1 protein-coding gene (only partly in view) is annotated in these 18,617 nt (G+C 62.9%); it reads left to right on the top strand.

All 18,617 nt of this window come from inside a single coding sequence — locus ACZ5VE_RS05230, Ig-like domain-containing protein (RefSeq protein ID WP_464456982.1), on the top strand. Of the gene's 48,759 coding nucleotides, 11,702 precede the window and 18,440 follow it; the stretch shown corresponds to coding positions 11,703–30,319, spanning codon 3,901 (partial) through codon 10,107 (partial); the first codon wholly inside the window starts at window position 2. The start codon and the stop codon both lie outside this window.

Below are 18,617 nucleotides of genomic sequence, written 5' to 3'. Positions count from 1 at the left end.
CCTGGTAGACGACAACGAACTGCTGGCCTCCGTGACAGCCGATGCCCGGGGCAAATACGACTTCACGGCCATCGCATTGGGCGCTGGGGTGCATTACCTGCGCACCTTGCAACAAGACGCGGCAGGCCTGTGGAGCAGCCCCAGCAATGCCACGCAGGTCACCATCGACCGGGAAGCCCCCGTGCGCCCCACCATCGCTTTGCTGCAAACCCCCAACAGCAACGTGCCCCAGACCCTGACGGGCACTTACGACAAAAACGACACCGACCAATTGCTGGTCCTGGTCAACGGCCGCGCCTATGGCTCCGAAGCGGGTCGCAGCGTGAGCATTCTGGGCACCAGCTACACCACGGTGGCGGGCCTCAGCCTCAACAACACCGCAGGCACTTGGTCACTCAGCCTGCCTCGCGCAGACAGCCTGCTCGCCAACGCCACGCCTTACAGCATCGTGGTGCAAGCCACCGATCTGGCTGGCAACAGCGCCGTGGACAGCACCCTCAGTGAACTGCTGGTCACACCCGTGGTCACCGACCCCTTGGCCCCCACTTATGTGCGCATGCTCGCCACATCCGACAGCGGCTATCTGAACAGCGACGCCACCACCACGCAAACTGCACCGGTCTTCCAGGTCGGTTTGAACACCGCGCAAGTGGTGGCAGGCGACGTGGTCCGGCTGCTGCAAGGCACCACCGAGATCAACCGCGTCACCCTGACGGCGCAAGACATCGGCAACGGCTGGCTGCGGCTGCAGCCACAAACTCCGCTGATCGCAGGCGCTGCCCAGGCGGGCACCACCTACAGCAGCGCCACAGCGGTTCAGGCCAGCATCTTGCGGCTGTCCAGCGCAGGCACCCAAGAGAGCGCCAAAACCGTGCTCGCGGCACTGACCGTCGACAGCGTTGCACCGAGCGCCCCCGCCGCCTTGGATTTGGCTGCGGGCGATGACCGCGGCAACACCTACTACAGCAACCACGCCAGCGACAACCTGATCCGACGCGCGAACGGTTTCCTGATCACAGGCACCATCACGGCAGACCAGAACACCACCCAGGTTTGGCTGTATGCCAATGGCAACTTGCTGGGCAGCACCGGCGTGAACAGCGACAACACCTGGGCCTTCACCTACGGTGCCAACGCGGCCCCCCTGGCCAATGGCACCTACCAGATCACCGCCATCGCAGAAGACCGTGTTGGCCTGCGCAGCGTGGTCTCGACCGCGCTGACCATCACCATCGACAGCGCGGTGGCAGCGCCCCAAGGCGTGATGCTGGTCGCCGCCAGCGACACCGGTGCGCGAGGCGATGGCCTGACCCGCATCAAGGACAACGTGCGTCTGCAAGGCCGTGGCGAACCCGGAGCCACTTTGCGTGTGTTTGATGACCGCAACGGCAATGGCCGTTTGGACACGGGCGAAGAACTCGACATCACCAACGGCTTGGTGGCCGCCAATGGCACGTTTGCACTCACACTGAGCACCTCATTGAGTCAAGGCGACCACAGTCTGCGCATCATCCAGACCGACACGGCAGGCAACACCAGCCTGGCCAGCGATGTGTTGAATGTCCGCATTGACACCGGTGCGCCCCAACCTTTGGGGGTCACTTTGGCACCCGGCCAAGACAATGGCCTGTACAGCAACGATGCCATCACATCGATCGCCAAGCCAACTTTCCGCATCAGCTTGCCACCCGAAGTGGTCGAGGGCGATCTCGTCCAGCTGTACCGCTACAGCAACGGAACCCTGGCTTACCAAATCGGATTGACGCGTCTGGATGCGTTGGACCTGTCTCGGGGTTGGGTGGACCTGACCAGCACCACGGTACTTTCGGGTGACTACAACGGCACAGCAGCAGGCTGGGGCATTTTTGCGCGCATCACCGATGCCGCAGGCAACGCCAGCCCGATATCCACCACCCGCGGCAACTTGCCCTGGTTAACCGTTGACCGCACCGCCCCTGCCGCCCCCAACACCGTGTCCTTGCTCACGCAAGACGACACCGGCAGCAGCAGCAGCGACAAAGTCACCGCCAAACCCACAGGCTTCACCATCACTGGGGCCAACATCGTGGCCGAAGTGCGCCGCATCGACCTGTACGACGGTGACACCTACATCGGCAGCGCAGCCCCCGGCTCTGGCACCACCTTCAGCTTCACCTACGACGGCCCCGAGCTGGCAGCAGGTGTGCATTGGATCACGGCCAAATCCGTTGACGCAGCGGGCAACATCAGCGTCGGCTCCAACGTGATCCAGCTCACCGTCAACCCGACTGAACAGACCCCGTTTCTGCAGCAAGGCAAATTGCAGCTGGCCCCGGCATCCGAGACCGGGCTGAGCAAAAACGACGGCATCACCAACTTGGGCAGCGTGACCATCAACGGCATGGTGCTGCCGGGTGCCACCGTGCAGTTGTTCGTTGACCGCGATGGCAACGGTCAATACTCCTCCGGCGAAGCCCTGGGCTCGCCGGTCTTGGCCAACAGCACCACCGGTGCTTTCAGTGTGGCGTCTGTGGCCCTGCGCAGCGGTGCCAACGTCATCCGCGCTTATGCCTACAACGCCACCACGGGCCTGCCCATGGGCGAAGTCTCCGAGGCATTGACCGTGACCGTCAAAACCACGCCACCAGGACAGCCCGGCGTGGTCGAATTGCTGGCCGCCAGCGACACCCCGGTGTCCGGCTCGCCCACGGGGGTCAGCACAGCCGACCGCGTCAGCCTGGACAACACCCCCACGCTGCGCGTGTCATTGCCTGCCGATGCACAGGTCGGTGAACAAATCCGTCTGTACAACGGAGCCACCTTGATTTTCTCGATGGGTCTGAACGCCTCGCAAGTGGCGGCCCGCAGTGTCGACATCACCATCCCCAGCACCATGCCGCTGGCCGATGGCAGCTACAACTTCACCGCGTCGATTCTGGACATGGCGGGCAACGAAGGTGAAAAATCACCCACCCCTTACACCACCGTCGTCGACACCAGCGGCCCTGCTGCACCAACAGGCTTTGACCTGGCCAGCAAAGATGACCAAGGCATCAGCAACACCGACAACATCACGTCGAAAAACAACGCCTTGACCTTGACGGGCAATCTGCCCGCTGACGCGGTCACGGTCAACATCTATGACACGGCCACCGACCCCTCGGTTGTCGAACTCTTTGACAACAGCACCTTCCTGAGCACCAGCGCCACCGCATTGGGCATTTACCCGCCCGATGTGCGCAACGTCAGTCTCTTGGCCGCCACCCTGAACGGCCTGGGGATCACAGGCTCATTGCCCGCAGACGTGGTGACCGCCAAAACCGGCAGCTCAGACCGCTGGCTCATGGGCGTTTACAACAGCGAGCTGGACCAGACCCAGATGGTCGAAGTCTGGCTGTCGCTGGACGTGAACGGGCAATTGCAAGCGGCCACGTCGGCTGCGGCGTACCGCACAGGCGATCACACGCTCAACGGCACCGTGCTCAATGCGGCCTGGGCACGCCCAACGGCCACCACCAGCGTGGCCACATCGGCAGCGGCCACCGGCTTCGGCGTAGAAGCCCTGGAAGGTTCATTCACCGGTGTCAAAACGGTGCTGATCGGCACACTGTCCGGCGCGAATCTGGGGGTCAGCACCTTCGGCTTCAGCACGGGCAACCTCACAGCAGGCCTGCACACGTTCACGGTCCGCGGGGTGGACATGGCAGGCAACGAAGGGGCGGCCGCCACCTTGAAGGTGACCATTGACAACCAAAGCGAAACCCCTTCCCTGGCCCTGGGTTCCGGCATGGATGTGGGCGTCAGCACCACCGACGGTTTGACCCGCACCGCCACCGCTTTGGTCTTCAGCGGCTCGGCCGAGGTCAATTCACGCGTGGTCTTGTTCAATGACCTGAACAACAACGGCATCCTCAATGCGGGCGAAGAAATCACCGAAGTGATCGCCAGCGCCACCAATGGCGCCTTCAGCTTCACCGGCATCAGCCTCGGTGCAGGCATACACCGTCTGCGGGCCTTGGCTTTTGACAATGCGGGCAACCCCAGTGCAGCCAGCGAAGCCGTAGAAATAACCATTGACCTGCAAGTCCCCAACGCCCCCACGGGTTTGGCCTTGCTGGCTTCCAGCGACACGGGCTTGCGAAACGACGACCACATCACCGCAGCGGGCCGACCACTCAACCTGCGCGTGACATTGGCCAGCGACGCGGTTGCCGGTGACAGTGTCGCCCTGTACAACAACACCACGCTGCTGTCGCGCATCACGCTGACCAACGCACAAGTGTCTGCCGGCTATGCCGACCTCGTCGTGGCAGCTGGCACCCTCGTGTCAGGCAGTTACACCAACCTCATTCGGGTCCAGGTGACCGACAAAGCCGGCAACGAAGGTGCCTTCTACACCCTGCCCGACCTGACACTGTTGGGTTTACCGGCCGTGCCGACCGGCCTCGATCTGATCGCCGATTCCGACAGTTTCAGCACAGGTGTGGCGGGCAGCGACAGCACCGGCACCAACACCGACAACATCACCCGCTGGAACACGAATTTTGTGATCAGCGGCAGCTTGGCTGGCAACATCGTGGGCATTGAGCTGTATGACGACACCGACCGCACCACCCCTCTGGGCATGGCCGAAGTCAACCTCGACACCCTGACATGGACGTTCAACTACACCAGCGCCCCTTATGCCAATGGCACCCGTGCGTTCTACGCCCGCGCCATCGACATGGCGGGCAACCGGTCCGACTTCAGCGCACCGCTGTGGGTGACTTTTGACACCAACGGACCAGCCCGCGCCACCTGGACAGGCAACGGCGATTTTGACGCTCAGCCTCTGACCGAAGGCACCGCCATCAACACCGGAGGCAACGTGCTGGCCGGATGGACCATCACCGGCAACACCGGCGTAGCTGGCTACTGGCGACCCGCCAGCAACCTGGCCTCGGCTTGGTACACAGGCACTGGTTACCTGAACATTGGCAACATTGCCTATGCCGGGGGCACCACATCCGGCGAAGTCCGCTTCGTCCAGAACAATGCCTTGTTGGCTCAAAGCGGCGAAACCTTCACGCTGTCGGTCGATCTGGGCAACCGTGGTGGCAATGCCAGCGCACACATGTTGTCCAACGGCACTTACATCGCCATCGAACGAACCGATGGTGTGGTGCTGGCCAAACGCTTCATCAGCGAGGCCGAACTCGGTTCGGATGGCAGCTTCAAAAACTTCACCTTGAGCTACACGGCACAAGCCGCAGATATGGGTCTGGGTGTGCGCACCGTCTTTGGCGTAGGCCAGGACAGCCGCACCAACAACCACGCCGACTTCAACAACGTGGTGCTGTCTCGCAGCGGCACAGCCGACCCTGTGATCCGCACTTTCACCAACACCGGCAGCACCACTTTGAGCGGCTTTGCCGACCCGGGTGCCCGTGTGCTCCTCTTCGCAGATGCGAATGGCAATGGCAACCTGGACGTGGGTGAGCGCTCGTGGAACACCACGGCCAATGCCAGCAACGGCGTGTTCACCCAAGCCATCACGCTGCCGCAAGGCAGCTACAGCATTCGGGCCATGCAGTTTGACCGTGCGGGCAACCTGAGCCTGCTCTCGCAAGAGCAGCAAGTCGTGGTCACCCAATCCACCCTGGTGGCCAGCGCCGACACCACCGCGCCCAACGTCACCGCACCAGTCCTCCATGCGGCGTCCGACACCGGCGCTGTGAACAACGACGGCATCACCCGCCTGACCAGCGCCATCACCGTCACAGGCACCACCGAAGCGGGCAGCACGGTGCAAATTTTCCGTGACCGCAATGGCAACGCACGCCTGGACGATGGCGAGCTGCTGGGCACCGCCACCCTGAGCAGCACCACCTACACGCTGGCCAACATGGCCTTGCCCGTGGGCACACACACGCTTTACGCACTGGCCACCGACGCCGCAGGCAATGTGCGCTTGTCCGCCGCCAGCAGCGTCAAGGTGGACAACCTGGTGCCGGTGCCTACCCGCATCGACCTGCTCAGCAGCAGCGACACGGGCCTGTTCAATGCCGACAACACCACCAGCAACCAGGCCCCGACCTGGCGCGTCAGCCTGCCCGAAGGCGTGGTAGTGGGGGACAAAGTCCGTCTGTACTCGGCCAACAACACCACCTCCAACATCGGCACCCTGACCCTGACGGGGGCCGACATCGTGGCAGGTTATGTGGACTTCACCCCTTCAAGTGCCTTGCGCTTGACGGGTGCGGGCTACCTCGACATCACCCGCAACGAACCCGAGACACTGGTCAGCCGAGAAATTGTCTTCAAGACGACCACCGGCGGTGGTTTGTTCGGGGTGCAAAGCCCCAGCGGTGCTTATGACCGTGGTCTTTGGGTCACGACCAACGGCAACATTGCCTCTTACGTCTACACGTCTGAAACACTGACCAGCACGGGTCTGAACCTCAACGATGGACGCGAACACAAAGTGGTGTTCACCCTCGGTCCAGGGGGTCAACGCATTTATGTCGATGGCGTGCTGGTGCTGTCGGGTGCCAGGGTCGCCTCGGACTACAACTGGGACACCAACCAGCGCTTGGGTTACGCCAACAATACCTATTTCACGGGTGACATCCTGTCTTACCGCGCCTGGGATGCCCAGCTGACAGCGACCCAAGTGGCAGGGACAGCCGGCTTGCCTGCGGCTGTGAGCCAATTGGTTTTTGGCGGCAACACGGTCGTGGACATCGGTGCCAACCCAAGCACCGATATCCGGGTGGTGGGCACCCTGCCGGGGATGCTGGCAGAAGGGGTTTACGCCAACGCCATCAGCGCACGCATCGAAGACCTGTCGGGCAACCTGAGCGGCGCACGCGTGCTGGACCGCGCCGTGATCGACGTGACGGCACCCAATGTGCCGACCATCGGCCTGCTGGCGGCGGACGACTCGCGTGCCATCACCAACGACAACATCACCACCCGCAACACTTCTTTCAGCCTGACTGGCACAGTCACCACGGCACAAGCGGCACGTGTTGACATCTATTTGGGCAACACCCTGATGGGCAGCGCCCCCGTGGTGGACACGGCCACCAGCTGGACCTGGACGTACACCGGAGAGGCCTTGGCCGATGGCCTTTATGCCTTCATGGCCCGCGCCGTGGACGCCGCAGGCAACGCCAGCGCCCATTCGACCGCACTGGTGCTGACGGTGGAGTCGGCATCGTTGGCCGCGGTGCGCGCCTACGAAAACGCCTTGTGGATTGAACCTGTCAGCGTCAGCTCCTCGGACGACACCCGCAACCCCAACGACAGCGTGTTGACCGACACCGACAGTGTGGTGCGCATCTCCGGCCGCATGGCCGCCAATGCCACTGTCTGGCTTTACAACGACCGCAACAACAACGGTGTGATCGACCTGGACGAGCGCCTGAACGCCAACACGGTCATTACCACCGATGCACGCGGTCTGTTTGCCGTCCAACAAATCACCCTGCCCGGCGGCATCAACCGCCTGCGGGCGGTCGCCTTCGATGCCGCTGGCCAAATTTTGGGGGCCAGCACGTCTGCACTTGAGATCAACCACGACCGCTCGGCACCTCTGGTGCCTGGACAGCCGCAGTTGCTGAATGCCGACAACACGCTCGATACCGACACCCTGACCGTCTCCAGCACACCCAGCTTCAGGATCAACCTGCCCGCAGACAGCGGCGTGGGCGATCAGATCGTGTTGGTCAATGGCAGCATCGAATTGGGACGTCAGCGCATCAACGCCAACGACCTGGCCAATGGCTACGCCACCGTTCAGGTGCGCACCGACAAAGCCTTGTTACCGGGCCAGACGCTGGGCGTTCAGGCCTACATGGTCGACAACGCAGGCAATGCTGGGCAAGAAAGCACACGAAGCGCCGTCACGGTCACCAACGCGGCCATCACGCCCGCAATCACCGGGGCCAGCCTCTCCACCGGACAGCAGCTGATCAACGTGCGCGATCCCTCGTTCGAGATCCAGTCGCCCAATCTGCCTGCAGGTCAATGGACCAACGTCATCGGGCCAGAGTGGACACTGTCTTCGGGCGTGGCAACAGACGCTGCCGAGGAGTACTTCAACACCATCACAGGCGGCGGCACAGACGTGCTGACGATTGCATCGGCACGCTCTGTCTATCAAGACCTGGGCATCACCTTTGAAGCCAACACGGTGTACCGGCTCACGGTCTCGGTGGGCAACAGGAGCGCCACTTACACGACCGCAGGCAATATTTCTGCCTACAAGTTGATCGCCACCGACGGCACCAGCCACGCCAGTGGCTTGGGATCGGTCAATGCCTTCAACTTCACCCCCGCAGGCAGTTTCAAAGATGCCAGCACCTTGGTGATCGACACTGCGGTGGCCACCGCACTGGTGGGCAAATCGATGCGCATCGTGCTCGCGTCGGAGGGCGAGCAACGCGCACACTTTGACAACATCCGCCTCACACAAGCCAAATCGCTCAGTGCGGCACAGGTGGACAGCGGTTACCTGAGCAACGATGGCACCGGCAACACCTACCAGCAAGTGCTGCGCCTGAACCTGAACACAGCAGCCAATGCGGTCGCAGCCGGTGGCGTGGTTCAGATTTACAACAGCAGCACCGTCACTGGCACAGCCATGGCTGGCAGCGTGACCCTGAGCGCACAAAACATCACCGATGGCTGGGTTGACGTGACCGTCACGGGCTTGGGTGATGGCACCAACCAGTACCGCTACACCGCCCCCGCAGGCAACGCAGGCAGCCTGATGGCGCTGCCGAGCGTGTCGTCGGACACCTCCGCCCCCACCACCCCTGCGGGCATGGGCTTGTTGCGCTCCGATGACTTTGGCCCGAGCAGCGCCGACAACATCACAAGCAAAAACAACCAGATCACCCTGACCGGCACAGCCGACACCTCGGCCGCATGGGTCGACATCTACCGGGCACCAGCAGAGCTCGAGAATGCCGCGGCCTACACATTCACCGGCTTCCTGACCACCACCGCTGTCAGCACCGGCATCACCCTGCCCGCCAACATCAACATCCCCGACATCCTGCTGAGCGGCGGACAGCTGGACGGCGCATCGATTGGCGCCTGCCCTGGCACAGCCTGGCGCGTCGCGGGAACCACCAACCAGTGGTTCATTGCCTTTTTCGACACCGTTTACACCAAGATGGTTCGCGTTGAACTGTCGACGGACGCCAATCGAAACCTGATGGCACGGGCCATCGATGCCAAATACAAAGCTGGCAATTTTGCGGGCTCCGAATCCGAGGCCAACAGCGCCTGGAGCACCGCAACCGTTCAAACATTGGCGACCTCCAGCACAGCCACTGGTTATGGTGTGCTTCGCTTGTCCGGAGGCTACAGCGCCCCCACCTATTTGGGCCGCACCGGCATCGCCAGCAATGGCAGCTTCTCCTGGACGTCGGACAGCAGCACCCTGCCCAACGGACGCCATTACTTCATGGCCAAGGCCGTGGACACCGCTGGCAATGTCAGCGCATGGGCGGGCATGGCACCCGTGACCATCGACACCACAGCCCCCGTGGTGCCCACCATGACCGTGGACAGTGCCGACATGAAGTATGTCAATGGCAACGTCCGGTTCACGGTCAGCCCGCACTACATCACCCTCAGCGGCACCGGTGAGGCGGGCAGCCGCCTGATGGTCTTCAACGACATCAACAACAACGGCGTACAAGACCCGGGCGAGCCGACCATGACGCTCTACACCGTGGCCAGCGCCAGTGCCGTGGCCACGCCGGTCATCAATGCCAGTGGTGCCTTCAGCTACGACCTGGTTTACCTGACAGACGGTGAATACAACCTGCGTGCAGTGACCACCGACGCTGCAGGCAACAGCACCGTGTCTTCGTCCCCGCTGAATTTCGTGCTTGACCGGACGGCCAGCCCGAATTTGGCGATTGCACTGCTGCCCAACACCCTGTCGGCCAACAACGACACGGGCCTCAGCCCCTACGACGGCTACACCACCAACACGACGCAAAGCTTCCGTGTCGCGCTGCCCCGCAATGCCGCGGCCGGTGATGTGATCGAAATCACGCGTTACACCAGCTACAGCGCCAGCTACCTGATCGCACAAATCACCCTGTCGGCCAACGACATCTCTGCAGGTTTTGTGGACATGACCAGCAGCGCATTGAGCGCTGCCAACTATTCAGGTGCGACGGCCATCACGGCCTGGTACACCGACCGCGCGGGCAACCGCAGCACGGGCGTGAGCATGGCCAATGCATTGGTGGTCGATGCCACGGCGCCCACGCCACCAACCTACATCAACCTGCTCAACGCCGACGACACCGGCGTGAGCGGCACCGACAACATCGTGCGCTTTGGCACCAGCCTGAGCTTTGCCAACAACACCGGCTACCCGCTGAGCGCAGACATCGTTCAGGTCGAAGTGGTTGACGTGTTCAACGGTGTGACCACCTCGTTGGGTTATGCCAGCATCAACGCCAGCCGCGTCTGGAACTTCACCTACCGTGGCACGCCTTTGGCCGATGGCACGCACAGCATCGGCATCCGCACCACCGATGCCGCAGGCAACACCAGCGCCATCTCGACCACGCGCCTGCCCATGGTGGTGGACAGCAGTCCGTCTGCCGTCCTCACGGGCAGCATCACGGCCGCCACCGACACCGGCACCTTGGGTGACTCGCTCACCAAAAACAACCTGCCCGTGATCACGGGCACCGCCGAAATGGGTGCTCGCATCGAGGTCTACCGCGACAGCAACGGCAACGGCATTCCGGAACCCAATGAGCTGGTCAAGGTCAACACAGGCGTGACCTACATCACGGCCAGCACGGCCACAGCCGACCCCAATGTCGGCAGCTACAGCTTTGCCCTGATCAGTCAGGCGGTCGGCACGGCCAATTACATCGTCGTGCAACAAGACAAGGCCGGCAATTTCAGCGCCATCACCCTGCCCTTGACGATTGACAAGCTCGCGCCGACCCCTCGCTCGGTGGTGATGCTCAATGCCGATGACAGCGGCTATTTCGCCACCGACCGCATCACGGCCGATGCCACGCCGACCTTCCGAGTGAACCTGCCCACCGATGTGCGTGTGGGGGACACGGTCGAGTTTTATGTGCGCTACTCGTCCAGCTACACCGGCACCACGGTCAACCCGGCTGCTTACGTGTACGAGGCGATGACCCGAACACTGAACAGCACCGATCTGGGCGCTGGGTATGTGAATTTTGCGGTCACCAACGTGCTGCCCAACATGCGCCTGTGGGCCTCCAGCCGCATCACCGATGTGATGGGCAACGTCGGTGCCTACAAAGGCCTCTCGTTGGGGGCCATCACCGGCGGCGCTGCCAACTTGCAAGTGGATGCGCGTCCGGCCCGTGACTCTTATGTCCCTTATCTGGTGACAGCGGATGGCACATCGTCCTCCACGGTCGCCAGTTTGGCGGCACGCACCGCCACCACCACAGCCAACCGCTTGTTCACGCTGCAAGGCTCGATTGCTGCCGCCGCAACAGCTGACTCCACCCTGAGCGTGGCGTACGTTGAAGTCTTTGACCGGCTCAGCGATGGCAGCTTGATTTTGCTGGGCAAGGCCAGTGTCAAAGCCGACAACTGGTACTTCACCTACACCGGCTCCGAGCTGGTGAAAGGTAACCACACCCTGGTGGTCCGCGCAGTGGACTTTGCTGGCAACCTGTCGGCCACCGACGCCGAACTCCAAGCCAGCACGGCCACACTGACACTGAACGTGAACAACGCCAGCGTCACGACCGCCCCGTCAGACCGCATCGCCCCCACCCTGGTGGGCGGTGTCTCGTTCGATGGCACGGCGCTGACACTGACCATGAGCGAGCAGGTTCAAACCAGCCTGCCGGCCTCTGCATTTTCTGTGGCAGTCAACGGCCAACTGGTCACGGTCAGCGCCGTGACAGTCGACACCAACGACCGCACAAAAATCACCCTTCAACTCGCACAAGCGGTGTACCGGGGTCAGCAAATCACGCTGGCCTACACCGACCCGAGTCTGAACAACGACAGCACGGCCTTGCAAGACGATGCAGGCAACGACGCCAGCAATTTCTACGTCACGTCTGACCGGGTTGATAACCTGAACACGCCTGCCACACCTGGCACACCCGATCTGCTGGCAGAAGATGACACCGGCCGCGCATCGAACGACAACAACACGCGCACCAACAGCATGCGCGTGTCCATCGGCTTGCCGGTCGGCATTTCTGCAGGCGACACACTGACGATCGCACTGGCCGATGACACGCCTCTCACCACGGTCACCTTGAGCGCCTTGCAAGTGGCCAGCGGCATGGCCATCGTCACCCTGCCTAACATCACCCACGCCAACCTGGCCACGGCCAGCGGCTACAGCTTCGGCATCAAGGCCCGCGTGGAAGCGCCTGCAGGCAGTGTCACCGGGACCAATGCCTCTTTGGTGTCCAGTTGGTCAGGCCTTCTGAACGTGGTGCTGGACACGGTCGCCCCGACCTTGCCCGCCTGGGCCACAGTGGACAGCCGAGGCACGACCGACATCAATGGCTTTGTGAGTTTTTACTCCAAGACCAGCCGTCCGCAATTGCAGGGCACGGCCGAAGCGGGCAGCGTGATCCGCATCGTCGCCAACGATGTCTTTTTGGGCACCACCACCACGCTCAACGATGGCACCTGGCAATTCGACACCAACGGCTGCAACCTGGCCGACGGCAGCTACGCCGTGGTTCTGACCGCCACCGATCTGGCGGGCAACATCACGGCAGAGACCGCTGCGCTGAACCTGACCATTGACACCAAAGTCCCCGAGTCACCCAAGATCACAGGGGTTTTTGCGGACACGGGCCGCAGCGCCAACGATGCCGTCACCCGGACCCGAGCTGTGGTTCTGGAAGGCAAAGCCGAACCCTACAGCCGAGTGAAAATCTACCGCGAAGGTGTGGTCGGTGCGCTGGGCACCGCCACGGCCGACCGCAATGGCCTGTGGAATTTCAGCTACACCGCCAACACCGCAGTGGTGACTTTGGCCGACGGCACCTATGTGTTCAGTGCCGTGTCGCTGGACATGGTTGACAACGAAAGCAAACCGTCAATGCCCTTCGCGCTGGTGGTGGACAACGTGGCACCCGCCACGCCCGTGATTTCGGGCATCACACCGGACACCGGTTTCAGCAGCACAGACGCCTTGACGCGCCTGAATGCCATCGAGCTGAGCGGCACGGCCCAAGCCAATGCCCTGGTCAGCGTTTACCTGAATGGCAGCACGGCCCCCTATCAGGTGGGCAGCGTGGTGGCCGATGATTTTGGTCATTGGCAGCTGGACCTGACGCCCTTGGCGATGCCTGCGGGCAACCACACTTTGTTTGCCAAAGCCACCGATCTGGCGGGCAACGCCAGTGGATTGACATCGGCTTTCGCGCTGACGATTGACCAGGCCGCGCCCAATGCGGTCACCGCACTGGTGCTGAACGGCACCGCCGATGCGGAGCTGACCAAGACCGCCACACTGAGCCTGACCGGGCAAGCCGAAGCCGGCAGCCATGTCTGGCTGCGGCTGGATGGTCAGCCATTGGCCATGGTCACGGCCAACAGCAGCGGGGTCTGGAGCTTCGCAGACGCCAGCAAAATTCTGGCCGATGGCCAGCACAACCTCGGCTTGCAAGTAGAAGATGCGGCAGGCAACCTGGGGTCTTTGCGAACCCAACTCTTCACCGTCGACACCGTGCCCCCACTGCCACCGACCGTGGCCAATTTGTCAGTGGCCACCGACACGGGTGTCAGCAGCACCGACAAGCTCACGCGCAACGCGCTGCCTGTGTTCAGCGGCACAGCCGAACCCGACAGCTCCGTGACCCTCTATTTGGGCACCAGCACCAGCGCGTTCGCGACCGTCACAGCCGATGCCAATGGCAACTGGACTGCCACACTCAACACCCCGTTGACCACAGCAGGCAGCTACACGGTCAGAGGCAAAGCCTCTGACGCGGCAGGCAATCTGAGCAGCTGGGGCACCGCCTTGGCATTCACTTTCGACAACGTCGCGCCCACCTCCAGCTTTGCCGCTGTGGCGGTCAACGATGTCATCAACGCGGCCGAAAAAGCCACCGGCATCACCCTGACCGGCAGCACCGAAGCCGGTGCGCAAATCGCCTTGAGCCTGGGCTCGGGCAACAGCCAGCGCTCGGTCACGCCCACGCTCAATGGCAATACCTGGTCTTACACCCTGACGGCCGACGATTACGCGGCTTTGGGCGAAGGCACGGGCAAGGCCTTGAGCCTGACCGCCACCGATGCTGCAGGCAACACCGCCAGCGTCAACCGAACCATCAGCATCTTCACCACCGCTTTGGCCACACCCGGCTTGCCGGACTTGCTGACCCTTGATGACAACGGCAGCTCGACCACCGACAACCTCACATCCATTGCTTCGCCTCGCATTTCCGTGGCCTTGTCCGGCTCGGCCGGGCGCGCTGCGGTCAGTGGCGATGTTCTGGAATTGATCGACGCTTCGGGCAGCGTGTTGGCAAGCCGCACACTGAATGCAGGCGACATTGGTGCCGCCAGCTACACCTTTGCCCTGAGCAGTCTGGCCGATGGTCTTTACACGCTCAAATCACGGCTGACCGACACCTATGGCAACACGGCCACCAACGTGGCCAGCGGCGCTGTGGAATCTCTGGCATTGCAGGTGGACACCCGCGTCCCGGGCGCGCCCGGCGCACCAGACCTGGCGACCGCACAAGACAGCGGCACCAGCAGCAGCGACAACCGAACCGCTGTGGCCCGTCCGGGCTTTGCGGTCAATCTGACCGGTACCAGCTTCAGTGGCAGTGCATTGGCAGCAGGCGACGTGATTCAACTGTTTGACACCACGTCCAACACGGTCCTGGGCTCGCTCACTTTGGCGGCTGGTTTTGCCAGCAGCGTCACGGTGAATGCCAGCGCCGACCTGGCCACGGGCAGCTACAACGTGGTGGCCTGCGCAGTGCGCAGTGGCACCACCTACAGCCCCGCCTCCCCTGCACTCACGCTCGTGATCGACAGGCTGGCTCCGGGCAGCATCACGCCCGACCTGGTGGCCGCCGACGACAGCGGCGACAGCAACACCGACAACATCACCCGCACAGGCTCGGCCAGCTTCGCCATCGCATTGACAGGCACCAACGCCGTGGCCGGGGACGAAATCCGTCTGTACGCCGCAGGCACGCCAATCGCCAGCATGGTCTTGACCGATGCCATGGTCGCGGCCGGCAGCGTGGTGATCTCGCCACTCCAGCCTTTGCCTGCTGGCAGCAGCAGCCTCACCGCCAGCCTGGTGGATGTGGCGGGCAACACCAGCACCGCAGGCAGCAGCTTGACGGTGACCGTGGACAACACTTCACCGTTTGCACCGCGCATCAGCGGTTTCAGCACCGACACTGGCGACAGCAACAGCGACAACCTGACCCAGAACAACCTGCCCACCTTTGACGGCATGGCAGAAGCTGGCGCCACCGTGAGCTTGCGTTCAGGCACGACCGTGCTGGGCACCTGCGTGGCCAACGCGGCTGGCGAATGGCGCCTGAGTTTGGGCTCTGCCCTGCCCGATGGCAGCCACACCCTGACGGCCATCGCCACCGATGTGGCGGGCAACGTCAGCGCCAGCAGCGCGGCCCTGAAGCTGGAGATCGACACCCAAGGCCCCGCCGTGGCTGTCTCTGCCGTGGCCGTGGACAACCAGGTCAATGCGACCGAAAAAGCTGCAGGCATCTTGCTCAGTGGCTCGGCAGAAGCCAATCTGCCTGTTCGCGTGGAGATCCTTTCCAGCGTGGGGGGCACCGTGGTGGCCAGCTTGCAAACCACAGCCGATGCCGCAGGCCGCTGGACTTTGCCGCTGGACAGCAGCAGCCTGGCGCTTTTGGGCGCAGACGGCAACAAGCAGGTCCGCGTGACGGCCACCGATGCTGCGGGCAATGCGACCGTGGTCACGCAGGATTTCGCGCTGAGCACGGTCATTCCCGATGCCCCCGCGCTCACCGCCTTGACCTTGAGCACCGACACAGGTCGCAGCGGCAGTGACCAGATCACCCACCAACTGCAACCCACACTGACGGGCACAGCCCCTAGCGCGGCATGGGTCGAAATTTACCGGGCAGGCCAGTTGCAGGGCACGGTCAGTGTCAGCAACGGCGCGTTCAGCTTTGATGTGACGCAAAACCTGCCCACCGGCACCCACAGCTTCGTGGCCGTGGCCATCAGCGCTGCGGGCGACCGCAGTGACACCGGTGAAAACTTCTATGTGGTGATCGACCCGATCGCCCCGGAAGCGACCAGCCTGCAAGGCCCCACACTCACCAACAACCCCCGCCCCGCATTCAAAGGCATCGCCGAAGCGGACGCCGACGTCAACATTTACAACGGCAGCATCCTGCTCGGCACCGTCCGGGCTGACGGCAACGGCAATTTCAGCTGGACATCCGCCAGCAACCTGGCCGACGGCATCTACACCCTGCGTGCCGAAGTGGTCGATGCGGCAGGCAACGCGTCCAATTTGTCAGACACCTTGAGTGTGAAGATCGACACCCTGGCGCCCAACGCACCGGTCTTGCGCGGTTTCAGCGAAGACACCAGCGCCACGCCTGCGCTGACCATCAACAGCTTGACCCAGCAAGTGCTGCGCGGCACCTCGGAACCCAACAGCCAGCTGCAAATTTTCCAGGACGGCCAGTTGGTTGGGGTGGTCAATGTGAGTGCCAGCGGCAGCTGGTCCATGGACCTGCGCTACCAACGCGACTTGAGCGGCGCTTTGGTGCTGGACAGCACCACCAGCGCCCCCATTGAGAACCCATTGCCCGTAGGCACCTACGGCTTCACCGCGGTGGCCACCGACTTGGCGGGCAACGTGTCCACACAGGCCACGGCGCTCACCCTCACGGTGAGCGCGGGCAGTCTGTCCATCCTGACCGCTTACAGCGGCGCAGGCACCGCCCCCACCGATGCCATCTACATCGACGCCGGCATTGCCGATGTCAACGGCACCAACCTGGCGGCCCTGAACAATTTCCTGGGCGCACTGCCCACCACAGGCAAAGACACTGGCGAAGAAATTCAGGCCATGGTCGATGCGTTCAACGAACTGCTCGACGTGGCCGCAGGCGTCTCGCCCACACCCACGGTCACCGTGTCGGATCTGGAAGCCTTGGGCATCACCGGCGTCAACGAAAACAACCTGCCGATCATCCTGGCCCTGATTGCAGCCACGGCCGACGACGGCAGCCAGATCAGCTCGCCAGCGGCTTTGCAGGCCCTGGTCACGCAGTCGCTGGTCGGCGCGTCGCTCAACATCATCCGTGACTACGGCGAGAGTGGCACCCATCCGGTGCCCACATTGAGCGAGTACACCCACATCGGCATCACCACCTTGACGGCCGCACAGGTCGACGGGTTCAACACATTCGTCTCCCCCCTGAGCGTCGGAGCCACCGACAGCGTGGCCGAAATCCGTGAACTGACCGATCTGTACCTGAGCGTCCTGGCCACTGCGGCTGGGCAAACCGGCAGTCCGGCCATCACAGACGCCTCGATCGCCAAACTGGGCATCACCGGCGTGACCGCCGACAACCTGGCGGCGATTCTGAGTGCCATTGCCGCCACCGCCAACGACGGCTCGGCTGTGGACACACAGGCCGAACTGCAAGCCATCGTGGCCGCTGCAGCCAGCGCTTGCGCAGCAGCCGTCACGGAAATCAGCAACTTCAACGGCACACAAACCGGTGCCGCCGTCCCTGACGCGCAGACCTATGCCCAAGCAGGCATCTCTGGCGTGACCAGCAGCAACCTGTCTGCGGTCAACTCGGTGCTGGCGGCCATCGACGCCACAGCCAGCAATTCGGCCTCGGAAATCCAGGCCATCGTCGACGCCTACAACCAGCTGCTGGGCGGCGCTGACGGGGTGGACAACAGCCAGCCCGCGCTGAGCATGGCGCAGTACCAATTGCTGGGCCTGAGCACGGTGGACACACAAGTTGAAGCGAATCTGCTGAACGAGGTCATCGATGTGATGGGCACCTCGTCTGTCGACACCCAATCCGAATTGGCCAATCTGGCCCGCATCGTGCATGGCATCATGGACACGGCCAATGGCGTGACCCCCAACCCTGCCCTGACTGCAGAAGATTTGGCTTTGCTCGGTCTGACCGGTGTCACCCCGGACAACCTCAACGCCATCATGGCCGCCATCACGGCGACCACCGACACGGGCACAGGTGTGGACAGCCTGTCCGAACTGCAAACCTTGGTCACGGCCGCCAACCTGGCCTACACCCAAGCTGTGGCCGAATTGAGCCAATACAGTGGCAGCGGCACAGCCCCCACGACCGACACCTGGAACCTGGCGGGCGTGGAAGGCGTCACCCCTGGCAACTTGGCGGTTGCCAACGCCTACCTGGCCGCGCAAAGCAGTAACGCCACCGACAGCAGCAGCGAACTGCAGGCCTTGGCCAGTGCGGTGGTGGCTTTGTTGGCCGGTGCAGACAGCACCGACAACAACAACCTCAACCTGACGGCCAGCCAATACCAGGCCCTGGGGGCGAGCCAGATCGACACCGCGGCCGAAGTGAGCCTGCTCAACGATGTGGTGGACACACAAAGTGCGACCGGCGTGG

This window comes from Limnohabitans sp. INBF003 (assembly GCF_055396645.1).
Note: the sequence above shows the minus strand (reverse complement) of the source record. Positions and strands in the feature narration are given on the sequence as shown.